This is a genomic window from Microbacterium gawkjiense, from assembly GCF_031932225.1.
GTDB lineage: Bacteria > Actinomycetota > Actinomycetes > Actinomycetales > Microbacteriaceae > Microbacterium > Microbacterium gawkjiense.
This window is the reverse complement of sequence record NZ_JAUZVV010000001.1, coordinates 108,551-124,768: the sequence shown is the minus strand read 5'-3', so window position 1 is coordinate 124,768 and position 16,218 is coordinate 108,551. Positions and strand designations below refer to the sequence as shown.

At 70.0% G+C, this 16,218-nt stretch carries 17 protein-coding genes; 8 read left to right on the top strand and 9 right to left on the bottom strand.

What is annotated here, in order from left to right:
- Positions 1–18: 18 nt before the first annotated feature.
- The 6 genes from pstA to Q9S71_RS00605 all read right to left on the bottom strand — a co-directional run bounded on the left by pstA (position 19) and on the right by Q9S71_RS00605 (position 7,262).
- Positions 19–1,113, bottom strand: a complete 1,095-nt coding sequence (gene pstA / locus Q9S71_RS00630) for a phosphate ABC transporter permease PstA (RefSeq protein WP_311859997.1) — start codon at positions 1,111–1,113, stop codon at positions 19–21.
- On the bottom strand, positions 1,113–2,075 hold the full coding sequence (gene pstC / locus Q9S71_RS00625) for a phosphate ABC transporter permease subunit PstC (RefSeq protein WP_064003120.1): 963 nt from the start codon (positions 2,073–2,075) through the stop codon (positions 1,113–1,115). The genes pstA and pstC overlap by 1 nt, the downstream gene beginning before the upstream one ends.
- 77 nt (positions 2,076–2,152) lie before the next feature.
- Positions 2,153–3,268 carry a phosphate ABC transporter substrate-binding protein PstS gene (locus tag Q9S71_RS00620; RefSeq protein ID WP_311859996.1) on the bottom strand — a complete coding sequence of 372 codons (1,116 nt, stop codon included), beginning with the start codon at positions 3,266–3,268 and terminating at the stop codon, positions 2,153–2,155.
- Positions 3,269–3,405: 137 nt separating this feature from the next.
- Entirely contained in the window at positions 3,406–4,344 is a 939-nt protein-coding gene (locus Q9S71_RS00615) for an NUDIX hydrolase (protein ID WP_311859995.1), read from the bottom strand.
- On the bottom strand, positions 4,341–6,509 hold the full coding sequence (locus Q9S71_RS00610) for an RNA degradosome polyphosphate kinase (RefSeq protein ID WP_311859994.1): 2,169 nt from the start codon (positions 6,507–6,509) through the stop codon (positions 4,341–4,343). The genes Q9S71_RS00615 and Q9S71_RS00610 overlap by 4 nt, the downstream gene beginning before the upstream one ends.
- A gap of 66 nt (positions 6,510–6,575) precedes the next feature.
- Positions 6,576–7,262 carry a response regulator transcription factor gene (locus Q9S71_RS00605; protein ID WP_064003124.1) on the bottom strand — a complete coding sequence of 229 codons (687 nt, stop codon included), beginning with the start codon at positions 7,260–7,262 and terminating at the stop codon, positions 6,576–6,578.
- 117 nt (positions 7,263–7,379) lie between these two features.
- Between Q9S71_RS00605 and Q9S71_RS00600 the strand changes: the two genes are divergently transcribed.
- The 4 genes from Q9S71_RS00600 to Q9S71_RS00585 all read left to right on the top strand — a co-directional run bounded on the left by Q9S71_RS00600 (position 7,380) and on the right by Q9S71_RS00585 (position 10,620).
- Entirely contained in the window at positions 7,380–7,670 is a 291-nt protein-coding gene (locus tag Q9S71_RS00600; RefSeq protein ID WP_064003125.1) for a hypothetical protein, read from the top strand.
- Between the two features lie 171 nt (positions 7,671–7,841).
- The gene (locus Q9S71_RS00595) at positions 7,842–8,447 is read left to right on the top strand and encodes a nitrobindin family protein (protein ID WP_311859993.1); all 606 of its coding nucleotides are present in this window, start codon (positions 7,842–7,844) and stop codon (positions 8,445–8,447) included.
- Positions 8,444–9,523: a CAF17-like 4Fe-4S cluster assembly/insertion protein YgfZ gene (gene ygfZ / locus Q9S71_RS00590; protein ID WP_311859992.1), complete on the top strand. Its 1,080-nt coding sequence runs from the start codon at positions 8,444–8,446 to the stop codon at positions 9,521–9,523. The genes Q9S71_RS00595 and ygfZ overlap by 4 nt, the downstream gene beginning before the upstream one ends.
- Positions 9,524–9,555: 32 nt before the next feature.
- Positions 9,556–10,620: an FUSC family protein gene (locus tag Q9S71_RS00585; protein WP_311859991.1), complete on the top strand. Its 1,065-nt coding sequence runs from the start codon at positions 9,556–9,558 to the stop codon at positions 10,618–10,620.
- Between the two features lie 10 nt (positions 10,621–10,630).
- On the opposite strand, the gene Q9S71_RS00580 is transcribed toward Q9S71_RS00585, so the two are convergent.
- Complete coding sequence (locus tag Q9S71_RS00580; RefSeq protein WP_311859990.1) at positions 10,631–11,455, bottom strand: class I SAM-dependent methyltransferase; 825 nt, start codon at positions 11,453–11,455, stop codon at positions 10,631–10,633.
- Positions 11,456–11,496: 41 nt separating this feature from the next.
- On the opposite strand from Q9S71_RS00580, the gene Q9S71_RS00575 reads away from it, so the two are divergent.
- A complete protein-coding gene (locus Q9S71_RS00575; RefSeq protein ID WP_217531424.1) occupies positions 11,497–12,246 on the top strand; it encodes a phosphoglyceromutase in 750 nt (249 codons plus the stop codon).
- Positions 12,247–12,313: 67 nt separating this feature from the next.
- Here Q9S71_RS00575 and phoU read toward each other — a convergent pair whose 3' ends face one another.
- On the bottom strand, positions 12,314–12,985 hold the full coding sequence (gene phoU, locus Q9S71_RS00570) for a phosphate signaling complex protein PhoU (protein WP_064003130.1): 672 nt from the start codon (positions 12,983–12,985) through the stop codon (positions 12,314–12,316).
- Between the two features lie 176 nt (positions 12,986–13,161).
- On the opposite strand from phoU, the gene Q9S71_RS00565 reads away from it, so the two are divergent.
- Both Q9S71_RS00565 and Q9S71_RS00560 read left to right on the top strand, forming a co-directional pair.
- Positions 13,162–14,349: a sensor histidine kinase gene (locus Q9S71_RS00565; protein WP_311859989.1), complete on the top strand. Its 1,188-nt coding sequence runs from the start codon at positions 13,162–13,164 to the stop codon at positions 14,347–14,349.
- Entirely contained in the window at positions 14,346–15,029 is a 684-nt protein-coding gene (locus tag Q9S71_RS00560) for a response regulator transcription factor (RefSeq protein ID WP_064003132.1), read from the top strand. Before Q9S71_RS00565 ends, Q9S71_RS00560 begins: the two co-directional genes overlap by 4 nt.
- A gap of 58 nt (positions 15,030–15,087) precedes the next feature.
- Here the strand turns inward: Q9S71_RS00560 and Q9S71_RS00555 are convergent, their stop codons facing one another.
- Entirely contained in the window at positions 15,088–15,573 is a 486-nt protein-coding gene (locus Q9S71_RS00555) for a hypothetical protein (RefSeq protein ID WP_064003133.1), read from the bottom strand.
- A 134-nt stretch (positions 15,574–15,707) separates the two neighbouring features.
- On the opposite strand from Q9S71_RS00555, the gene Q9S71_RS00550 reads away from it, so the two are divergent.
- The gene (locus tag Q9S71_RS00550; RefSeq protein WP_036313590.1) at positions 15,708–16,190 is read left to right on the top strand and encodes a CarD family transcriptional regulator; all 483 of its coding nucleotides are present in this window, start codon (positions 15,708–15,710) and stop codon (positions 16,188–16,190) included.
- The last annotated feature ends 28 nt before the right edge of the window (positions 16,191–16,218 follow it).

Below are 16,218 nucleotides of genomic sequence, written 5' to 3'. Positions count from 1 at the left end.
TCTGTCGGATGCCGCGGGTCAGCGGCCGAACTTGGGGGCGAACTTCTTCGCGACGAAGCGTGCGATGAGGTTCAGCGCCATGACGATGATGATGAGGGTGAGCGCGCCGGCCCAGGCCCGCTCGAGGGCGGCGGGGATGTTCGTGCCGGGGTTCTGGAACTGGTCGTAGACGAACACGGGGAGCGTCATCATCGGGTTGTCGAACGCGTTCACGTTGAGCGACTGGGTGAAGCCGGCCGTCAGCAGCAGCGGCGCGGTCTCGCCGATGACGCGGGAGATCGACAGCATGATGCCCGTCGTGATGCCCGCGACGGATGTCGGGAGCACGACCTTGACGATCGTCAGCCACTTCGGCACACCCAGCGCGTAGCTCGCCTCGCGCAGCTCATTCGGCACGAGCCGCAGCATCTCCTCGCTCGACCGCACGACGACGGGGATCATCAGCACGCTGAGCGCGAGCGATCCCATGAAGCCGGTGTTGAGACCGGGTCCGTAGATGAGCGCGCAGACGGCGACGATGAACAGACCCGCGACGATCGAGGGGATGCCGGTCATGACGTCGACGAAGAACGTGATCGCCTTCGCGAGACGGCCGCGTCCGTACTCGACGAGGTAGATCGACGTCATGAGGCCGATCGGCACGGAGATGAGCGTCGCCCACCCGGTGACGATGAGCGTGCCGTAGATGGCGTGGATCGCTCCACCGCCCTCGCCGACGATGTTCCGCATCGAGTACGAGAAGAACATCGGGTCGAATCGTGCGATGCCGTTGACGACGACCGTGAACAGCAGCGAGATCAGCGGCAGCAGCGCGATCGTGAAGGCGATCGACACCAGCACGGTCGCCAGTCGGTCGGCGGCGCGGCGCCGGGTCTCGACGACGCTCGAGAGGATGACGAGGACGACCGCGAACAGCACCACCCCGACGAAGACCGCCGCGGCGATGTTGAAGTCCGCGACGTCACCGCCGCCGTTCATGATGGCGAACACGATGCTCGAGAGGGCGAGGGCGCCGGCCAGCAGCACCCACGGCATCCACTTCGGCAGCTGACCCGCGGTGAGCGAGTTGCCGACGGGCGTCCGGGCCGTGGAGCGGGTGAGGGTCGTCGTCATCAGTTCGCTCCAGAGAACTCGGCGCGACGGTTCACGATCCACCGCGCGAGCGCGTTGACGGCGAAGGTCACGAGGAAGAGGATGAGGCCGGTCGCGATGAGGACGTTGACGCCGTCCCCGTACGCCTCACCGAAGTTGAGGGCGATGTTCGCCGGGATCGGCGTCGGGTTGTTCGAGTTGAGCACCTGGAAGGTGACCGCACCCGTGGCCGAGAGCACCATCGTGACGGCCATCGTCTCGCCGAGGGCGCGACCGAGCCCGAGCATCGCACCCGAGACCATGCCGCCCCGGGCGAAGGGGAACACGGCCATGCGGATCATCTCCCAGCGCGTCGCGCCGAGGGCCAGCGCCGCCTCCTCGTGGAGGACGGGCGTCTGCAGGAAGACCTCGCGCGTGATCGCGGTCATGATCGGCAGGATCATCACCGCGAGGACGAGGGATGCCGTCAGGATCGTGCGCCCGGTGGGGGAGACGGCACCGGCGAAGAAGGGGATCCAGCCGAGGTTCTCGTTCAGCCACACGTAGAAGGGCTGCAGGATCTGCGAGAAGACGAGGGCGCCCCACAGGCCGTAGACGACCGAGGGGATCGCGGCGAGCAGGTCGATGATGTAGCCGAGGGCGGAGGCGAGCCGGCGCGGGGCGTAGTGCGAGATGAAGAGCGCGATGCCGATGGCGAGCGGGGTCGCCACGACCAGGGCGATGATCGACGCCCAGAGTGTGCCGAAGACGAAGGGCCAGACGTACTGCCAGAACGGCTCGCCGCTCAGGAACTGCGTCTCGTCGGGGTTCGCGGTGAAGGCGGGGACGCTCTCGACGATGAGGAACAGCGTCACCGCGGCGAGCACGATGAGGATGATGATGCCCGCGCCGAGCGCGGTGCTGGAGAAGACGAGGTCGCCGCGGCGACGCATCGGTCGTCTCGTGGGCGCCTGGTCGGTGGCCAGGTCGGAGGTGGGGGGCATCGCAGTCCTCGGGTCGGAAGCGGGCGGACGTGGGGCTGCGGGTGACCCTCCGTGGAGGGCCACCCGCAGCAGGGGTGTTACTGCTTGGCGCCGATCAGGTCGATGGCGGCCTGGGCCTCGCTGGCGACCTCGGTCGACAGCGGCGCGGAGCCGGCGGCCTCGTTGGCGACCTTCTGGCCCTCTTCGCTGACGATGTACGAGAAGTACGCCTTCACGATGGCGGCGGTGTCGGCATCCTCGTACTGCTGGCAGCCGATGAGGTAGCTCACGAGTGCGATCGGGTACGAGCCGGCGGGAGCCTTGGCGGGGTCGACGTCGTAGACGAGGTCACCGTCGGCACGGCCCTCCTCGAGCGGCGACGACGCGACGAGCTCCGCGGCGGCCTCGGAGGAGAACGGCACGAACTCGTCGCCGACCTTGACGGCGGCCGAGCCCAGGTCACCGACGCGCGAGGCGTCGATGTAGCCGATGGTGCCGTTGCCGGCCTTGACGGCGGCCTCGACGCCGGAGGTCTGCTGGGCAGCCTCGGAGCGCGTGGTCTTGACGGGCCAGGCGTCGTCGTCCTCGTACGGCCACGCGTCGGGCGCGACGGAGGCGAGGTAGGCGGTGAAGGTGCCGGTCGTGCCGGACTCGTCGCCGCGGAAGACGGGCGTGATCGCCAGGTCGGGCAGCTCGACGCCCTCGTTGATCTCCGCGATCTTCGGGTCGTTCCACTTCTCGATCTTCTCGTTGAAGATCTCGCCGATGACCTCGGGCGTGAGGTTCAGCTCGGTGATGCCCTCGAGGTTGAAGACGACGGCGACGGGCGAGATGTAGGCGGGGACTTCGACGATGTCAGGCGTCGCGCAGGCGCCGAACTTCCCGGCGGCGATCTCGTCGGCCTTGTAGGCGCGGTCCGAGCCGATGAAGTTGCTGGAGCCGGCGATGAAGTTGTCGCGGCCGGTGCCCGAGCCGGTCGGCTGGTAGTTGACCGTGACGTCCGGGTTGGCAATCTGGAAGGCCGCGGTCCACGCCTGCTGGGCGGCGCCCTGCGAGGAGGCGCCGGTCGCCTTGACGGTGCCCGACAGCGAGCTGCCGCCGTCGGAGGGCTGGCCGGCGCCAGCAGGGGTGCCCTCGTTGGCGGCGCAGGCCGACAGGGAGAGGACGGCGACGGCAGCGACAGCGCCCACGCGGGCGATGCGGTTGAGCTTCACGTGTGAATTCCTTCGGGTGATCGGGACACCCCGGTGCGGGGCTGGCTCGACGCTAAGAGTCGCCGGTGACCAGGTTCCGCTCGACAGGTGAACGACAGGTGAACGGGTCGGGTCCGAACGCCTCTCGCTCAGCCGATTCACACCTTCGGGGGATGCGTCTCGATCGCCACGATGCCCGAGCCGGGATTCGTCGCCGACAGGTGCGCGACGGAGAACCCGCCGACCTCGAGGTCGGCGGCGCTCTCGATGTACGAGCCCTTCAGGCTCCCGGTCGCCAGCGCCAGCTCGCTCATGATCGTGGGGATCACCGGTCGGTGCGAGCACAGCACAGCGGCCTTCCGCGACCTCACGCGTTTGCCGACGACGGCGCGCACATCCGCGTGTCCTTCCTCCCAGGCATCCTGCGAGATCAGCTCGGTCCGACGGATGTCGCGGCCCAGCGTCTTCGCGAGCGGTGCCACGGTGTCGACGCAGCGGACCGCGTCGCTCGAGACGACCCGACGGATGCCGAACGCCCGCAACGGCCCGACGGCCGCCTTCGCCTGGCGCTTGCCGCGGTCGGTAAGGGGGCGCGCGGCATCCTTCCCCTTCCAGTCCTCGCGGGGAGTCGCCTTGCCGTGGCGCAGCACGACGACGGGGAAGGTCGCGAGCACGCCGTCGTCGACGAGGCGCAGGAAGTTCTCGAGGATCTCGACGTCGACCGGATAGCTCAGCCGTTCGAGCGCCTTCTTCGGGGTGAGCCATTCGATCGCGGCGATCTCGCGGTTCGGCACGAAGGACGACCCGCGGATCGCCTCCTCGGTCGCCTCGGTGCTCCAGTAGTGGACGATCTTCGTCCGCTTGCTCGGCAGGCGGTACTTCGAGATCCCGACGGGCACCCCGAGGTGGACACGGATGCCGGTCTCCTCGAAGATCTCGCGCACGGCCGTCTCGGCGAGGGTCTCACCGGGATCGACCTTGCCTTTGGGCAGGGTGATGTCGCGGTACTTCGTGCGGTGGATCGCCAGCACGAGCAGCTTGCCGTCCACCATCCGCCAGACGACGCCGCCCGCGGCGTAGACCGCGGTCTCCGTCATCGCACCGCCCGCGCCCGCCGGCGGCGGAGCACCTGCGACATCGTCTTCTCCTGCAGATCGACGAGCGGGTTGCCCTCGGCATCCAGATGTTGCCGCGTCCACTCGCCCTCGGCGCCGAGGTGCCACGAGCTCGTGGTGTCGGACATCGCCAGCTCGAACAGCGAGATCAACTCGTTCACGTGCGCGGGCTCGGTCACCCGCACGAGCGCCTCGACGCGGCGGTCGAGGTTGCGGTGCATCATGTCGGCACTGCCGATGAAGACCTGCGGGTCGCCGTTGTTGTGGAACGTGAAGATGCGGGAGTGCTCGAGGTAGCGCCCCAGGATCGAGCGCACCGTGATGTTGTCGCTGACCCCCGGCAGGTCCGAGCGCAGCGAGCAGATGCCGCGCACCCAGACGTCGACCTTCACCCCGGCCTGGCTGGCGCGGTAGAGGGCGTCGATGATCTGCTCGTCGACCATCGAGTTGACCTTGATGCGCACGTGGGCGGGCTTGCCGGCCAGCGCGTTGCGGCGCTCGCCGTCGATGTGACGGAGGAGGCCCTTGCGCAGGTGGAGCGGGGCCACGAGCAGCCGCTTGAACTTCTTCTCGATCGCGTAGCCGCTCAGCTCGTTGAAGAGGCGGGTCAGGTCGCGACCGACCTGCTCGTTCGCGGTGAACAGGCCGTAATCCTCGTAGATGCGGCTCGTCTTCGGGTTGTAGTTGCCCGTCCCGATGTGGCTGTAGCTGCGGAGGACGCCGTCCTCCTCGCGGATCACGTGAAGGAGCTTGCAGTGGGTCTTCAGCCCCACGAGGCCGTAGACGACGTGCACGCCGGCCTTCTCGAGCTTGCGCGCCCACACGATGTTGGCCGCCTCGTCGAAGCGGGCCTTCACCTCGACGAGCGCGAGGACCTGCTTGCCGTTCTCGGCCGCGTCGATGAGCGCCTCGACGATCGGGCTGTCGCCCGAGGTGCGGTACAGCGTCTGCTTGATCGCGAGCACGTGCGGGTCGCGTGCGGCCTGCTGCAGGAACGACACGACGCTCGTCGTGAACGATTCGTACGGGTGGTGGACGAGGACGTCCTCCTTGCGGATCGCCGCGAAGATGTCGGCGCGTCCGTTCTGCTCGGCCGGCTGGAACGGCGTCGAGGTCTTCGGCACGTGCGCCGGGTAGCGCAGATCGGGCCGCTCGATCTGCGACAGGGAGAAGAGTCCCCGCAGGTCGAGGGGGGCGGGCAGGCGGTAGACGTCGTTCTCGGTGATGTCGAGCTCATCGAGCAGTAGCGAGAGCGTGACCTCGTCCATGTCCTCGGTGATCTCGAGGCGGATCGGCGGACCGAAGCGGCGGCGCAGTAGCTCGGCTTCGAGCGCCTGGATGAGGTTTTCGGTCTCGTCCTCCTCGATCACGACGTCCTCGTTGCGCGTGAGGCGGAACGTGTGGTGCTCGAGGATCTCCATGCCCGGGAACAGGTCGTCGAGGTTCTCGGAGATCAGTTCCTCGATCGGCAGGTACCGCACGGTGGAGCCGTTCTTCGCCACCTCGATGAGGCGGGGGAGCATGGGCGGCACCTTCAGACGGGCGAACTCCTGACGGCCGGTGCGCGCGTTGCGGATGCGCACGGCGAGATTCAGCGACAGACCCGAGATGTAGGGGAACGGGTGGGCGGGGTCCACGGCGAGCGGCATGAGTACCGGGAAGACCTGCGCCGAGAAGTAGTCGTACAGCGTGCTCCGCTCGGGGTCCGACAGCTCGGCCCAGGAGACGACCTCGATGCCCGCGTCGGCGAGGGCCGGGCGGACCTGCTCGGACCACACCGCCGCGTGACGCTCTTGCAGCGCGTGCGCCGACGTCGCGAGGTCCGTCAGCACGTCCAGCGGAGCGCGTCCGACGTTGGTGGGAACGGCCAGCCCGGTGAGGATGCGGCGCTTGAGCCCCGCGACGCGCACCATGAAGAACTCGTCGAGGTTGCTCGCGAAGATCGCGAGGAAGTTCGCGCGCTCCAGCGTCGGCAGGTTCGGATCCTCCGCGAGCTCGAGCACGCGCTGATTGAACGCGAGCCAGCTGAGCTCGCGGTCGAGGTAGCGGTTGTCGGGCAGCTGCGAGTCGTACGCTTCGACGACGTCGTCGAAGTCGTCGTCGTCCGCGTCGCCCAGTCCGGAGTCGTGAACCTGGGTGTCGATCATCTCCACATCATTGCAGGGGACGGTGACGTCTGCGTGAACGTGGCGACGGATGCCGCGGCATCCGACTCAGGCGGAGGAGCCCGGCAGCTGCTCGTCCTCGTAGACGTTGAAGCGGTAGCCGACGTTTCGCACGGTGCCGATGAGCTGCTCGAGGTCCCCGAGCTTCGCGCGCAGCCGGCGCACGTGCACGTCGACCGTGCGGGTGCCGCCGAAGTAGTCGTAACCCCACACCTCGCTCAACAGCTGTTCGCGGGTGAACACCCGCGAGGGGTGCGTCGCGAAGAAGTGGAGCAGCTGGAACTCCTTGTAGGTGAGGTCGAGCGGGCGACCGTGCACCTTCGCCGAGTAGGAGGATTCGTCGATCGTGATGCCGGAGGTCTGGATGCGGGTGGAGACCTGCTCCTTCGACACGCGTCCGATGGCGAGGCGGATGCGGGCATCGACCTCGGCGGGGCCTGCGCCGACGAGGACGACGTCGTCGATGCCCCAGTCGGGGGAGACCGCGGTGAGTCCGCCCTCGGTGACGACCAGCAGAAGCGGCGCGTCGAGACCCGTCGTCGTCAGGATCTTGCAGAGCGACTTCGCGGCGACGAGGTCCTTACGGGCGTCGACGAACACGATGTCCGCATTGGGGGCGTTCACCAGCTGCGCCGCCTCGGCGGGGATCTGGCGGACCCGGTGGCTCAGCAGTTCGAGGGAGGGCAGGACGGAGTCGCCGCCGGCGGCGGAGCTCAGGACGAGCAACTGTGCCAAGGGGGACCCTCCGGTGCGGACTCGGAACCGGTCTCATCTTAGGGGCTCACCCCGCGGCCGCCGCGACGCGGGCTCGCCGCCGTGCGGGCCCCGCGCCGGTGCGTCACAATAGGGACCATGACCGCGCCCGAGATCCTTCCTCGTCGACGGGCCGCCGGAGTGATCGCGGTCTGGGTGGCCGCCGCTCTCGTCGCCCTCGCCGTCGGCGTGTTCGTCGAGCCCGACTGGCGCGGTGCGTGGCTGCTGGTCGGTCTCGGATTCTGCTTCTTCCTCGCCTTCGCGGTGCAGCTGGCGTCCGGGCGGTCGCAGGGGTTCATCATGCGCATCTCGGCGAGCGTCCTCGGCGCGATGCTGGTGATGGGACTCATCGGCGCCGGCTTCGCGCTCGCCGAACTCTTCGCGAGCTGATCCACCGGCATCCGCCGACCGGGAGCCCGCTCCCGGCCGCTAAAGTGGACGGCATGGATCTCGTCGCACTCGAACTCTTCTTCGTCGGGCTGCTCGGCCTCGCATCGCTCGCGATCGCGTTCGTGTCCGGCGTCGTCGTCTGGAACCTCTACCGCGGTCAGCGCTGACATCGTGATCGATCTGCCGACCGACCTTCCGGCTGATCTGGTCCCGCTCTCCTGGCTCCTCGGCGTGTGGGAGGGCACCGGCGTCCTCGAGTACGACGCGCAGGGTCGCACGATGTCGGGTGAGTTCTCCCACCGCGTGAGCTTCAGCCATGACGGTGGCGACGCCCTGAACTACGCGGCGACCGCCTGGTTCGAGGATGCCGAGGGCCGCCGCCGCGACCTCGTCGCCGAGACCGGGTACTGGCGGCTGTCCCGCCCCGCAACCGAGCAGGATCCCGGGCCCGCGCTGCTGCCGGCCCTCGCACCCCGCGCCGACGCGCGCACGGTGCACGACGTCGAGGCTCTCCGCACGGCGGAGGACGGCTTCGAGATCGAGGTCGCGCTCGTGCACTCCGACGGCATCAGCGAGATCTACCTCGGCCAGGTGCGCGGTCCGCGCATCGACATCGCCACCGACGCGATCGTCCGCCCCGCGGGCGCCAAGGAGTACGGCGCCGCGACCCGGATGTACGGGCTCGTCGACGGGCACCTGCTGTGGGCGTGGGACATCGCCGCGCTCGGCTCGGACCTGTCGTCCCACGCCTCCGCTCGACTCGCGAGGGTCCAATGACCGCCGACGCCTTCGCGGCCGTGCCCGGTGCTGTCCTCGATGGCCGCGGGCTCGCCCACCTCGGCAACCCGGTGCGGGAGCAGCGCGACCTCGCGAGCGGGGCCGCGGTCGCGCCCCTTGCGGACCGCGCCGTCCTCACCGTCTCCGGCGAGGACCGGCTCTCGTGGCTCGACTCCATCACCTCGCAGGCATTGACGACCCTCGAGCCCGGAGTCGGCACCGAGTTGCTCGTCCTCGACCCGCAGGGGCACGTCGAGCACGCGGCATCCGTCGTGGACGACGGGGAGCGCACGTGGCTCATCGTCGACCACGACCGCGCTGACGCGCTGCTGACCTGGCTGACGCGGATGCGATTCCGCCTGCGCGTCGACCCGCAGGACGCCGCCGACCACGCCGTCGTCGGCGGAACCGCCGCCGCCGTCGACGCCCTGGGCGCCGCCCTCGTGTGGCGCGACCCGTGGCCCCGCGTGAGCCACGGTGGGTGGGGATACTCCCCGGTCGAACCGCACCCCGGTGCCGAGCGCGACTGGGCCGAGGCGATCGTGCCGCGGGCCACCCTCGACGAGCTCGCCGCCGCCGCCGTCCGCGGCGACGTCCGCCTGGCCGGTCACCTCGCCGTCGACGCGCTGCGCGTCGCCGCGTGGCGTCCCCGCGCCGCCGCGGAGGCCGACGGCCGGACCCTCCCGCACGAGGTCGACTGGCTGCGCACGGCCGTCCACCTCGACAAGGGCTGCTACCGCGGGCAGGAGACCGTCGCCAAGGTGCACAACCTCGGGCACCCGCCGCGTCGCCTTGTCGCGCTGCAGCTCGACGGATCGGATGCCGAGCTGCCCGACCCGGGCGCACCGGTCCGCCTCGACGGCGCCGAGGTCGGAGCGATCACCTCCGTCGCCCGCCACCACGAGGAGGGCCCCATCGCCCTCGCGATCGTGAAGCGGTCCGTCCCCGTCGACGCGGCGCTGACCGTGGCCGTCGCGGACGGCGAGATCGCCGCGGCGCAGGAGGTCGTCGTTCCGCCGGATGCCGGGCGTGCGGCATCCGTCCCGCGTCTGCCCCGTCTGTCGCAGCGCCGCTGACGATGGCGCCCGAACCGACCACCACGGTTCCGGTGCCCACCGCCCGGAGGTATCCGCGCGAGGGCTGGGCGCGACTGCGCGGGTCCGCCGTCGCGATCGTGCAGCTCGTCGTCGCTGCGAGCGCCGCGTTCTCGATCGCGCACTACGGACTGGGGCACCCGGCTCCGCTGATCGCGGCGACCGTCACAATCTCGAGCCTCGGTCTCGTCCGCGACGCCCGACCGTGGCGGGTGCTCGAGACCGTTATCGGCATGGTGCTGGGCGTCTTCGTCGCCGAGCTGGTCGTCTTCGCGGCCGGCAGCGGGTGGTGGCAGCTCGCCCTCACCCTCGGGGTGAGCCTGTCGATCGCGCGGTTCGTCTCGCCGCAGGCGGGCTTCGCGATCGCCGCGGCGATCCAGTCGATCATCGTGGTCGTCGTCCCCTCGCAGACCCCGTTCTTGCGACTGCTCGACGCCCTCATCGGCGGCGCGATGGCGCTGCTCGTCACCGCCCTCATCCCGCGCAGCCCGCTCCGCACCGCCCTCGCCGACGCGACGCGCCTGTTCGCTGCCTTCGAGGGCGCCGCCGGCACCGTCGCGCAGGGCCTGCGTCGCGGCAGCCGCGTGCGCGCCGAGCGCGGGCTCGAGAAGGCGCGCGAGCTGCAGGGCCGCGTCGACGACTGGCGCGTCTCGGTCGAGTCGGGCGCGGCGATCGCCCGCATCTCGCCGTTCCTCCGCCGCCAGCGGTTCGAGCTCGATCGGTTCGAGCGGATGCGGCAGGCCATGGACCTCGCGGTGCGCAACCTTCGCGTCGTCGCCCGGCGCGCCGTCTACCTGAGCGACGACGGTCGCGAGCGCGATGTCGCCGCCGATCTGCTCCTCGAGCTCGTGCGCGGCGCGAACCTCGTCGCCTCGTCGCTGACCGACATCTCGTACGAGCCGGCGGCGCGCGAGGTGCTCACCGCGGTGGCGGCCCGCCTCGACCCGGTCGCCCTCGTCCCCGACGGATCGCTCGGCGACCAGACCCTCATCACGGCGCTGCGGCCGCTCGCGACCGACCTGCTGTGCGCGACGGGCCTGCGCCCCGACGAGGCCCGCGCGCTGCTCCCGCGGGTGTGACGCGCCCCGCTCATCGGGGCGCGACGGCCTCCCACGGCACCGTGAACTCGCCCAGTCGCCACCGGCTCCGCCCGCCGATCGGCCACCCCGCCGCAACGAGCGCGTCGAGAGCGGCGCGCCACCGCTGGACCGGGCCGAACGACGACGCCGCGACCGCCCGCGTCCACTCCCGGTCGAGGGCGTCGAGGACGTCGTGCACCCGCTCGCCGGGGACGTTGCGGTGGATGAGCGCCTTCGGCAGCCGCTCGGCGGCGACGGCGGGGGAGTCGAGCCCCGCGAGCCGCAACGAGATCGTGAGCGAGCGGGGTGCGGCATCCGGTCCGATCTCGATCCAGGTCGCGATCCGGCCTAGCTCATCGCACGTGCCCTCGACGAGCATCCCGTCCGGGCGCAGGCGCAACGCCATCCGCTCCCACGCCGCGGGCACGTCGGCCTCGTCGTACTGACGCAGGACGTTGAACGCGCGGATCACCGCCGGGCGGCGACCGTCCGCCACCGGCACCTCGAACCCGCCGCGCGCGAACGACACGCGCGCATCCGCGGCGAACACCCCTGCCCCCGCACGGACCTGCGCGAGCTGTGCGCGGGCGCGCTCCACGCGGGCCGGCTCGATCTCGAGCCCCAGCACCTCGACGTCCGGGCGCGCTCGCCGCAGCCGGGCTTCGAGCTCGAACGCGGTCACCCCGCTCGCTCCGTACCCGAGGTCCACCACGAGCGGATCGGCGGTCCGGCGCAGCACCGGATGCCGCGCGATCCAGCGGTCGACGCGGCGCAGGCGGTTGGTGTTCGTCGTCCCCCGGGTCACCTGTCCGACGACAGGATCGGAGCGCGTCATGCCCCCATGATCGCACCCGCCGCGCCGGTAGGATTGCGGGCATGACAGCCCCCTACACCTTGATCCTCCTCCGGCACGGCCAGAGCGAGTGGAACAAGTCGAACCAGTTCACCGGGTGGGTGGACGTCCGTCTCACCGATCAGGGCAAGGCCGAGGCCCAGCGCGGCGGCGAGCTGATCAAGGAGTCGGGTCTGCTGCCCGACATCCTGCACACCTCGCTCCTGTCCCGCGCCATCCAGACCGCGAACATCGCCCTCGACGCGGCCGACCGCCTGTGGGTGCCGGTCAAGCGGTCGTGGCGCCTCAACGAGCGCCACTACGGCGCCCTGCAGGGCAAGGACAAGGCGCAGACCCTCGAGGAGTTCGGCGAGGAGCAGTTCATGCTCTGGCGTCGCTCGTTCGACGTCCCGCCGCCGGACATCTCCGACGACGACCCGTACACGCAGGTCGGCGACGTGCGTTACGAGGGCATCGACGGCGAGGTGCCCCGCACCGAGTCGCTGAAGATCGTCATCGACCGCCTGCTCCCCTACTGGGAGAGCGAGATCGTCCCCGACCTGAAGACGGGCAAGACCGTCATGGTGACCGCGCACGGCAACTCGCTGCGCGCGCTCGTGAAGCACCTCGACGGCATCAGCGACGACGACATCGCCGAGCTCAACATCCCCACCGGCATCCCGCTCGTGTACCGCCTCGACGAGAACCTCGTCCCGATCGGACCGGGCGAGTACCTCGACCCCGACGCCGCCGCTGCCGGCGCCGCCGCGGTCGCCTCGCAGGGCAAGAAGTAACCCGCCTCACACCGGGAACACGAAGAGCGGATGCCTCTCGGCATCCGCTCTTCCTCGTTGCGGCGGCTCAGACCTCGAGGTCGACGCCCTCGGTGTCGGCGGCCCAGGTTCCGGTCGCGAGGTACGACACCTTCTTGGCGACCGACAGGGCGTGGTCGCCGAAGCGCTCGTGATAGCGGGAGGCCAGCGTGGCGTCGACGGTGGCGGATGCCTCGCCCTGCCAGTTGTCGCTCAGGACCTTCTCGAACACCGCGAGGTGCAGTGCGTCGAGCTGGTCGTCGAGCTCGTGCAGGCGGCTCACGAGCGACAGGTCCTCGGTGCGCAGCAGGTCGGCCAGGGTGCGGGCGACCTCGGTGTCGATCTCGCCCATCTTCGTGAACGTGTTCTTCAGTCCCTTCGGGACCGCCCGCTCGGGGAAGCGCATCCGCGTCAGCTGGGCGATGTGCTCGGCGATGTCGCCCATGCGCTCGAGCGACGCGCTCACGCGCAGCGCCGCGACGACGATGCGCAGGTCGCGCGCGACGGGCTGCTGGCGCGCGAGGATCTCGATGGCGAGCTCGTCGAGCTCGATGGCCTTGTCATCGATGACCTGGTCGTTGTCGATGACGTCCTCGGCGAGGGCGACGTCGCTTGTGGCGAAGGCCCGGGTGGCCTTCTCGATGGCGACGGTGACGAGTTCGGAGATCTCGACGAGACGGGTCTGCACGTCCTCGAGGGACTGGTGGAAAACTTCGCGCATGGAGCACCTTCTCTTCGTGCGGGCGGGTGAGGGGCGCGACTGTCGCGCAGAGACCTCGGCGATCCTCCCGCGCTCAGGTTAACGGTCGGTGCCGACACGGTGAACAGTCGGCGGTGACCGACCTACGGGCCGATTTCCGTCCGATGGCGGGGGTGTGCCCACCCTACGCTGGGGTCATGGATTCGACGCAGCTCGAGCTGCTGGCGCTCGTCGTGGGGCTCCTGGTCGGCGGCGGTGCAGCCGCGCTCGTGTTCTATGCAGCGCGATCGCGGGAGCGCACCCGGCTGGTGACCTCGACCGATCTCCCCGAGGGCACGGCATCCGTTCTGCAGGCCATGGACGACGCGGCCGTCGTCGTCGATCCGTCGATGCTCGTCCTCGCCGCCTCCGCGACGGCGGAGGTCTTCTCGCTGCGGGTGAACGAGAGCCTCGACGCCGAGCGGCTGCGCGCCCTCGTGCGCGGCGCCCGCCAGACGGGGCTCCCCGCGACCGAGAACATGACGCTCAACCGCGGCGTCGAGCCGCGCGTCGTGGCCGCGCGGGCGAGCGTCATCACCCCGCGTCTGACCCTCATCGTCATCCGCGACATCACCGAGCGCGAGCGCGTCGAGCAGATGCGGCGCGACTTCGTCTCGAACACCTCGCATGAGCTCAAGACCCCCGTCGGCGCCGTCACCCTCCTCGCCGAGGCGATCGAGTCCGCCGCCGACGACCCCGAACAGGTGCGTCACTTCGTCAGGCGTCTGAGCGCCGAGGCGACCCGCCTCGGGCAGCTGACCTCCCGCATCATGAACCTCTCCCGCCTGCAGTCCGCCGACGAGATCTCCGAGATGCGCGACGTCTCGGTGGACGAGGTGGTCCGCGCGGCGATCGAGTCGCTCGCGGTGTCGGCGGAGTCCGCCGAGATCAGCGTCGCCCGCGGGGGCGACCGCGGCCTGTTCGTCCGCGGCGACCGCCAGATCCTCACCGAGGCGGTCAGCAACCTGCTCGCCAACGCCATCGCCTACTCGCCGCCCGGAGCGCAGGTGGGGGTCGGCGTGCGGGAGGCCGACGGCGCGGTCGAGATCGCCGTGGCCGACCATGGCATCGGCATCCCCGAGGAGGACCAGCAGCGCGTCTTCGAGCGCTTCTACCGCGCCGACCAGGCCCGGTCCCGGCGCACCGGCGGCACGGGACTCGGGCTCGCGATCGTCAAGCACGCCGTCCAGCGCCACGGCGGCTCGGTCGACCTCTGGTCGCGCCCCGGCCGCGGGTCGACCTTCACGATCCGCCTGCCCCTCGCCGCCGTCGACACCTCCACCACCCGCAAGCCCAAGAAGAAGAAGATCGGCGCGAAGGCGCCCAGCCGAAGGAAAGCCTCATGACCCGAGTCCTGATCGTCGAAGACGAACCCGACCTCGCCGACCCCCTCGCCTACCTCCTGCGACGGGAGGGGTTCGAGGTCGAGATCGCCGAGGACGGCGGCCTGGCCCTCGACGCGTTCACGTCGCGCGGCGCCGACATCGTCCTGCTCGACCTGATGCTGCCGGGGATGCCGGGCACCGAGGTGTGCCGCGTCATCCGGCAGACCTCCAAGGTGCCGATCATCATGCTGACCGCGAAGGACAGCGAGGTCGACATCGTCGTGGGGCTCGAACTCGGCGCCGACGACTACATCACGAAGCCCTACTCCTCGCGTGAGCTGCTCGCCCGCATGCGCGCCGTGCTGCGCCGGGCGGACAGCGACGAGCTCGACGTCGACGACCGCATCATCCAGGGCGGTCGCGTGACCCTCGACATCGACCGGCACACGGTCGCCGTCGACGGTAAGGAGATCTCGATGCCGCTCAAGGAGTTCGAGCTCCTCGAACTGCTCATGCGCAACGCCGGCCGCGTGCTGACGCGCGGGCAGCTGATCGACCGGGTGTGGGGGAGTGACTACTTCGGTGACACGAAGACGCTCGACGTCCACATCAAGCGCATCCGCTCGCGCATCGAGACGAACCCGAGCGACCCCGTCATGCTGCTGACCGTCCGCGGACTCGGCTACCGCTTCGAGGCCTGAGCGCCCCCTCGACGACGAAGGCCCCCACCTCGCGGTGGGGGCCTTCGTGACGGGGGTGTCAGCCGGTGGTCGTCGCCGTCGCGGCGGGCGTCGGGACGAATTCGGTGTAGTAGGGGAGCGTGCCGTCGAGGATCGGGACGGCGACGCGGACGCCCTCGCCCTCGCCCGACTGGAACGAGACGTCGACGTCGGAGCCGGGCTTGCCGGTGTCGTCGAACAGGAGCGGAGCCTGCGTCACGCCGAGGCTGACGGTGCTGTTCGCCGGGACGTCGACGCGCTGCGGCTGGTCGCCGACGGTGACGTTGAGGACCAGGTCCTCATCGGTGCCGTTGACGATGCCGGCGATGAGGTTGCCCAGCGAGCCGTCCTCGTTGGCGATGATCATGGCGTTCCGGACCTTCAGCGGCCCGGACTCGGGGATGTTGACGCCGTCGGACGCCGAGTACTGGATGGTCGTCGCCTGCGGGGCCAGCATGTTGCAGCCCGTGGTTCCCAGAACGACGGCGGCGCCCAGGGCGAGGGACGCGATGAGACGCGATTTCACGGATCCTCCAGATGACACGAACGGCGGCACTCTCATCCTATGGGGTCACGACGGCGGGACCGGGCGGAGGGGGCGGCGAACTCTAGCGTATGTCGCCTGTGGTATTCTGGAGGTTGCCGAAAGGACACAACTGCATGCTTTTTGAGGTTGGCGAAACCGTCGTCTATCCGCACCATGGCGCTGCGACCATCATCGAGGTCAAGGATCGCGTCATCAAGGGCGAGACGAAGAAATACCTGAAGCTCAACGTCACCCAGGGCGACCTCATCATCGAGGTCCCTGCGGACAACGTCGATCTCGTGGGCGTCCGCGACGTGATCGGCAAGGACGGGCTCGAGAAGGTCTTCGACGTCCTGCGCGCACCCTTCACCGAGGAGCCGACCAACTGGTCGCGTCGCTACAAGGCGAACCTCGAGAAGCTCGCGTCGGGTGACGTCATCAAGGTGAGCGAGGTCGTGCGCGACCTGTGGCGCCGCGACCAGGACCGCGGGCTCTCCGCGGGTGAGAAGCGGATGCTGGCGAAGGCGCGGCAGATCCTCATCTCCGAGATCGCGCTGGCACTGAAGGCCGACGAGGAGAAGGCGTCCAGCGTCCTCGACGAGGTCCTCGCCTCCTGAGACCACGAGAGAACGGCCGGCTGCTCAG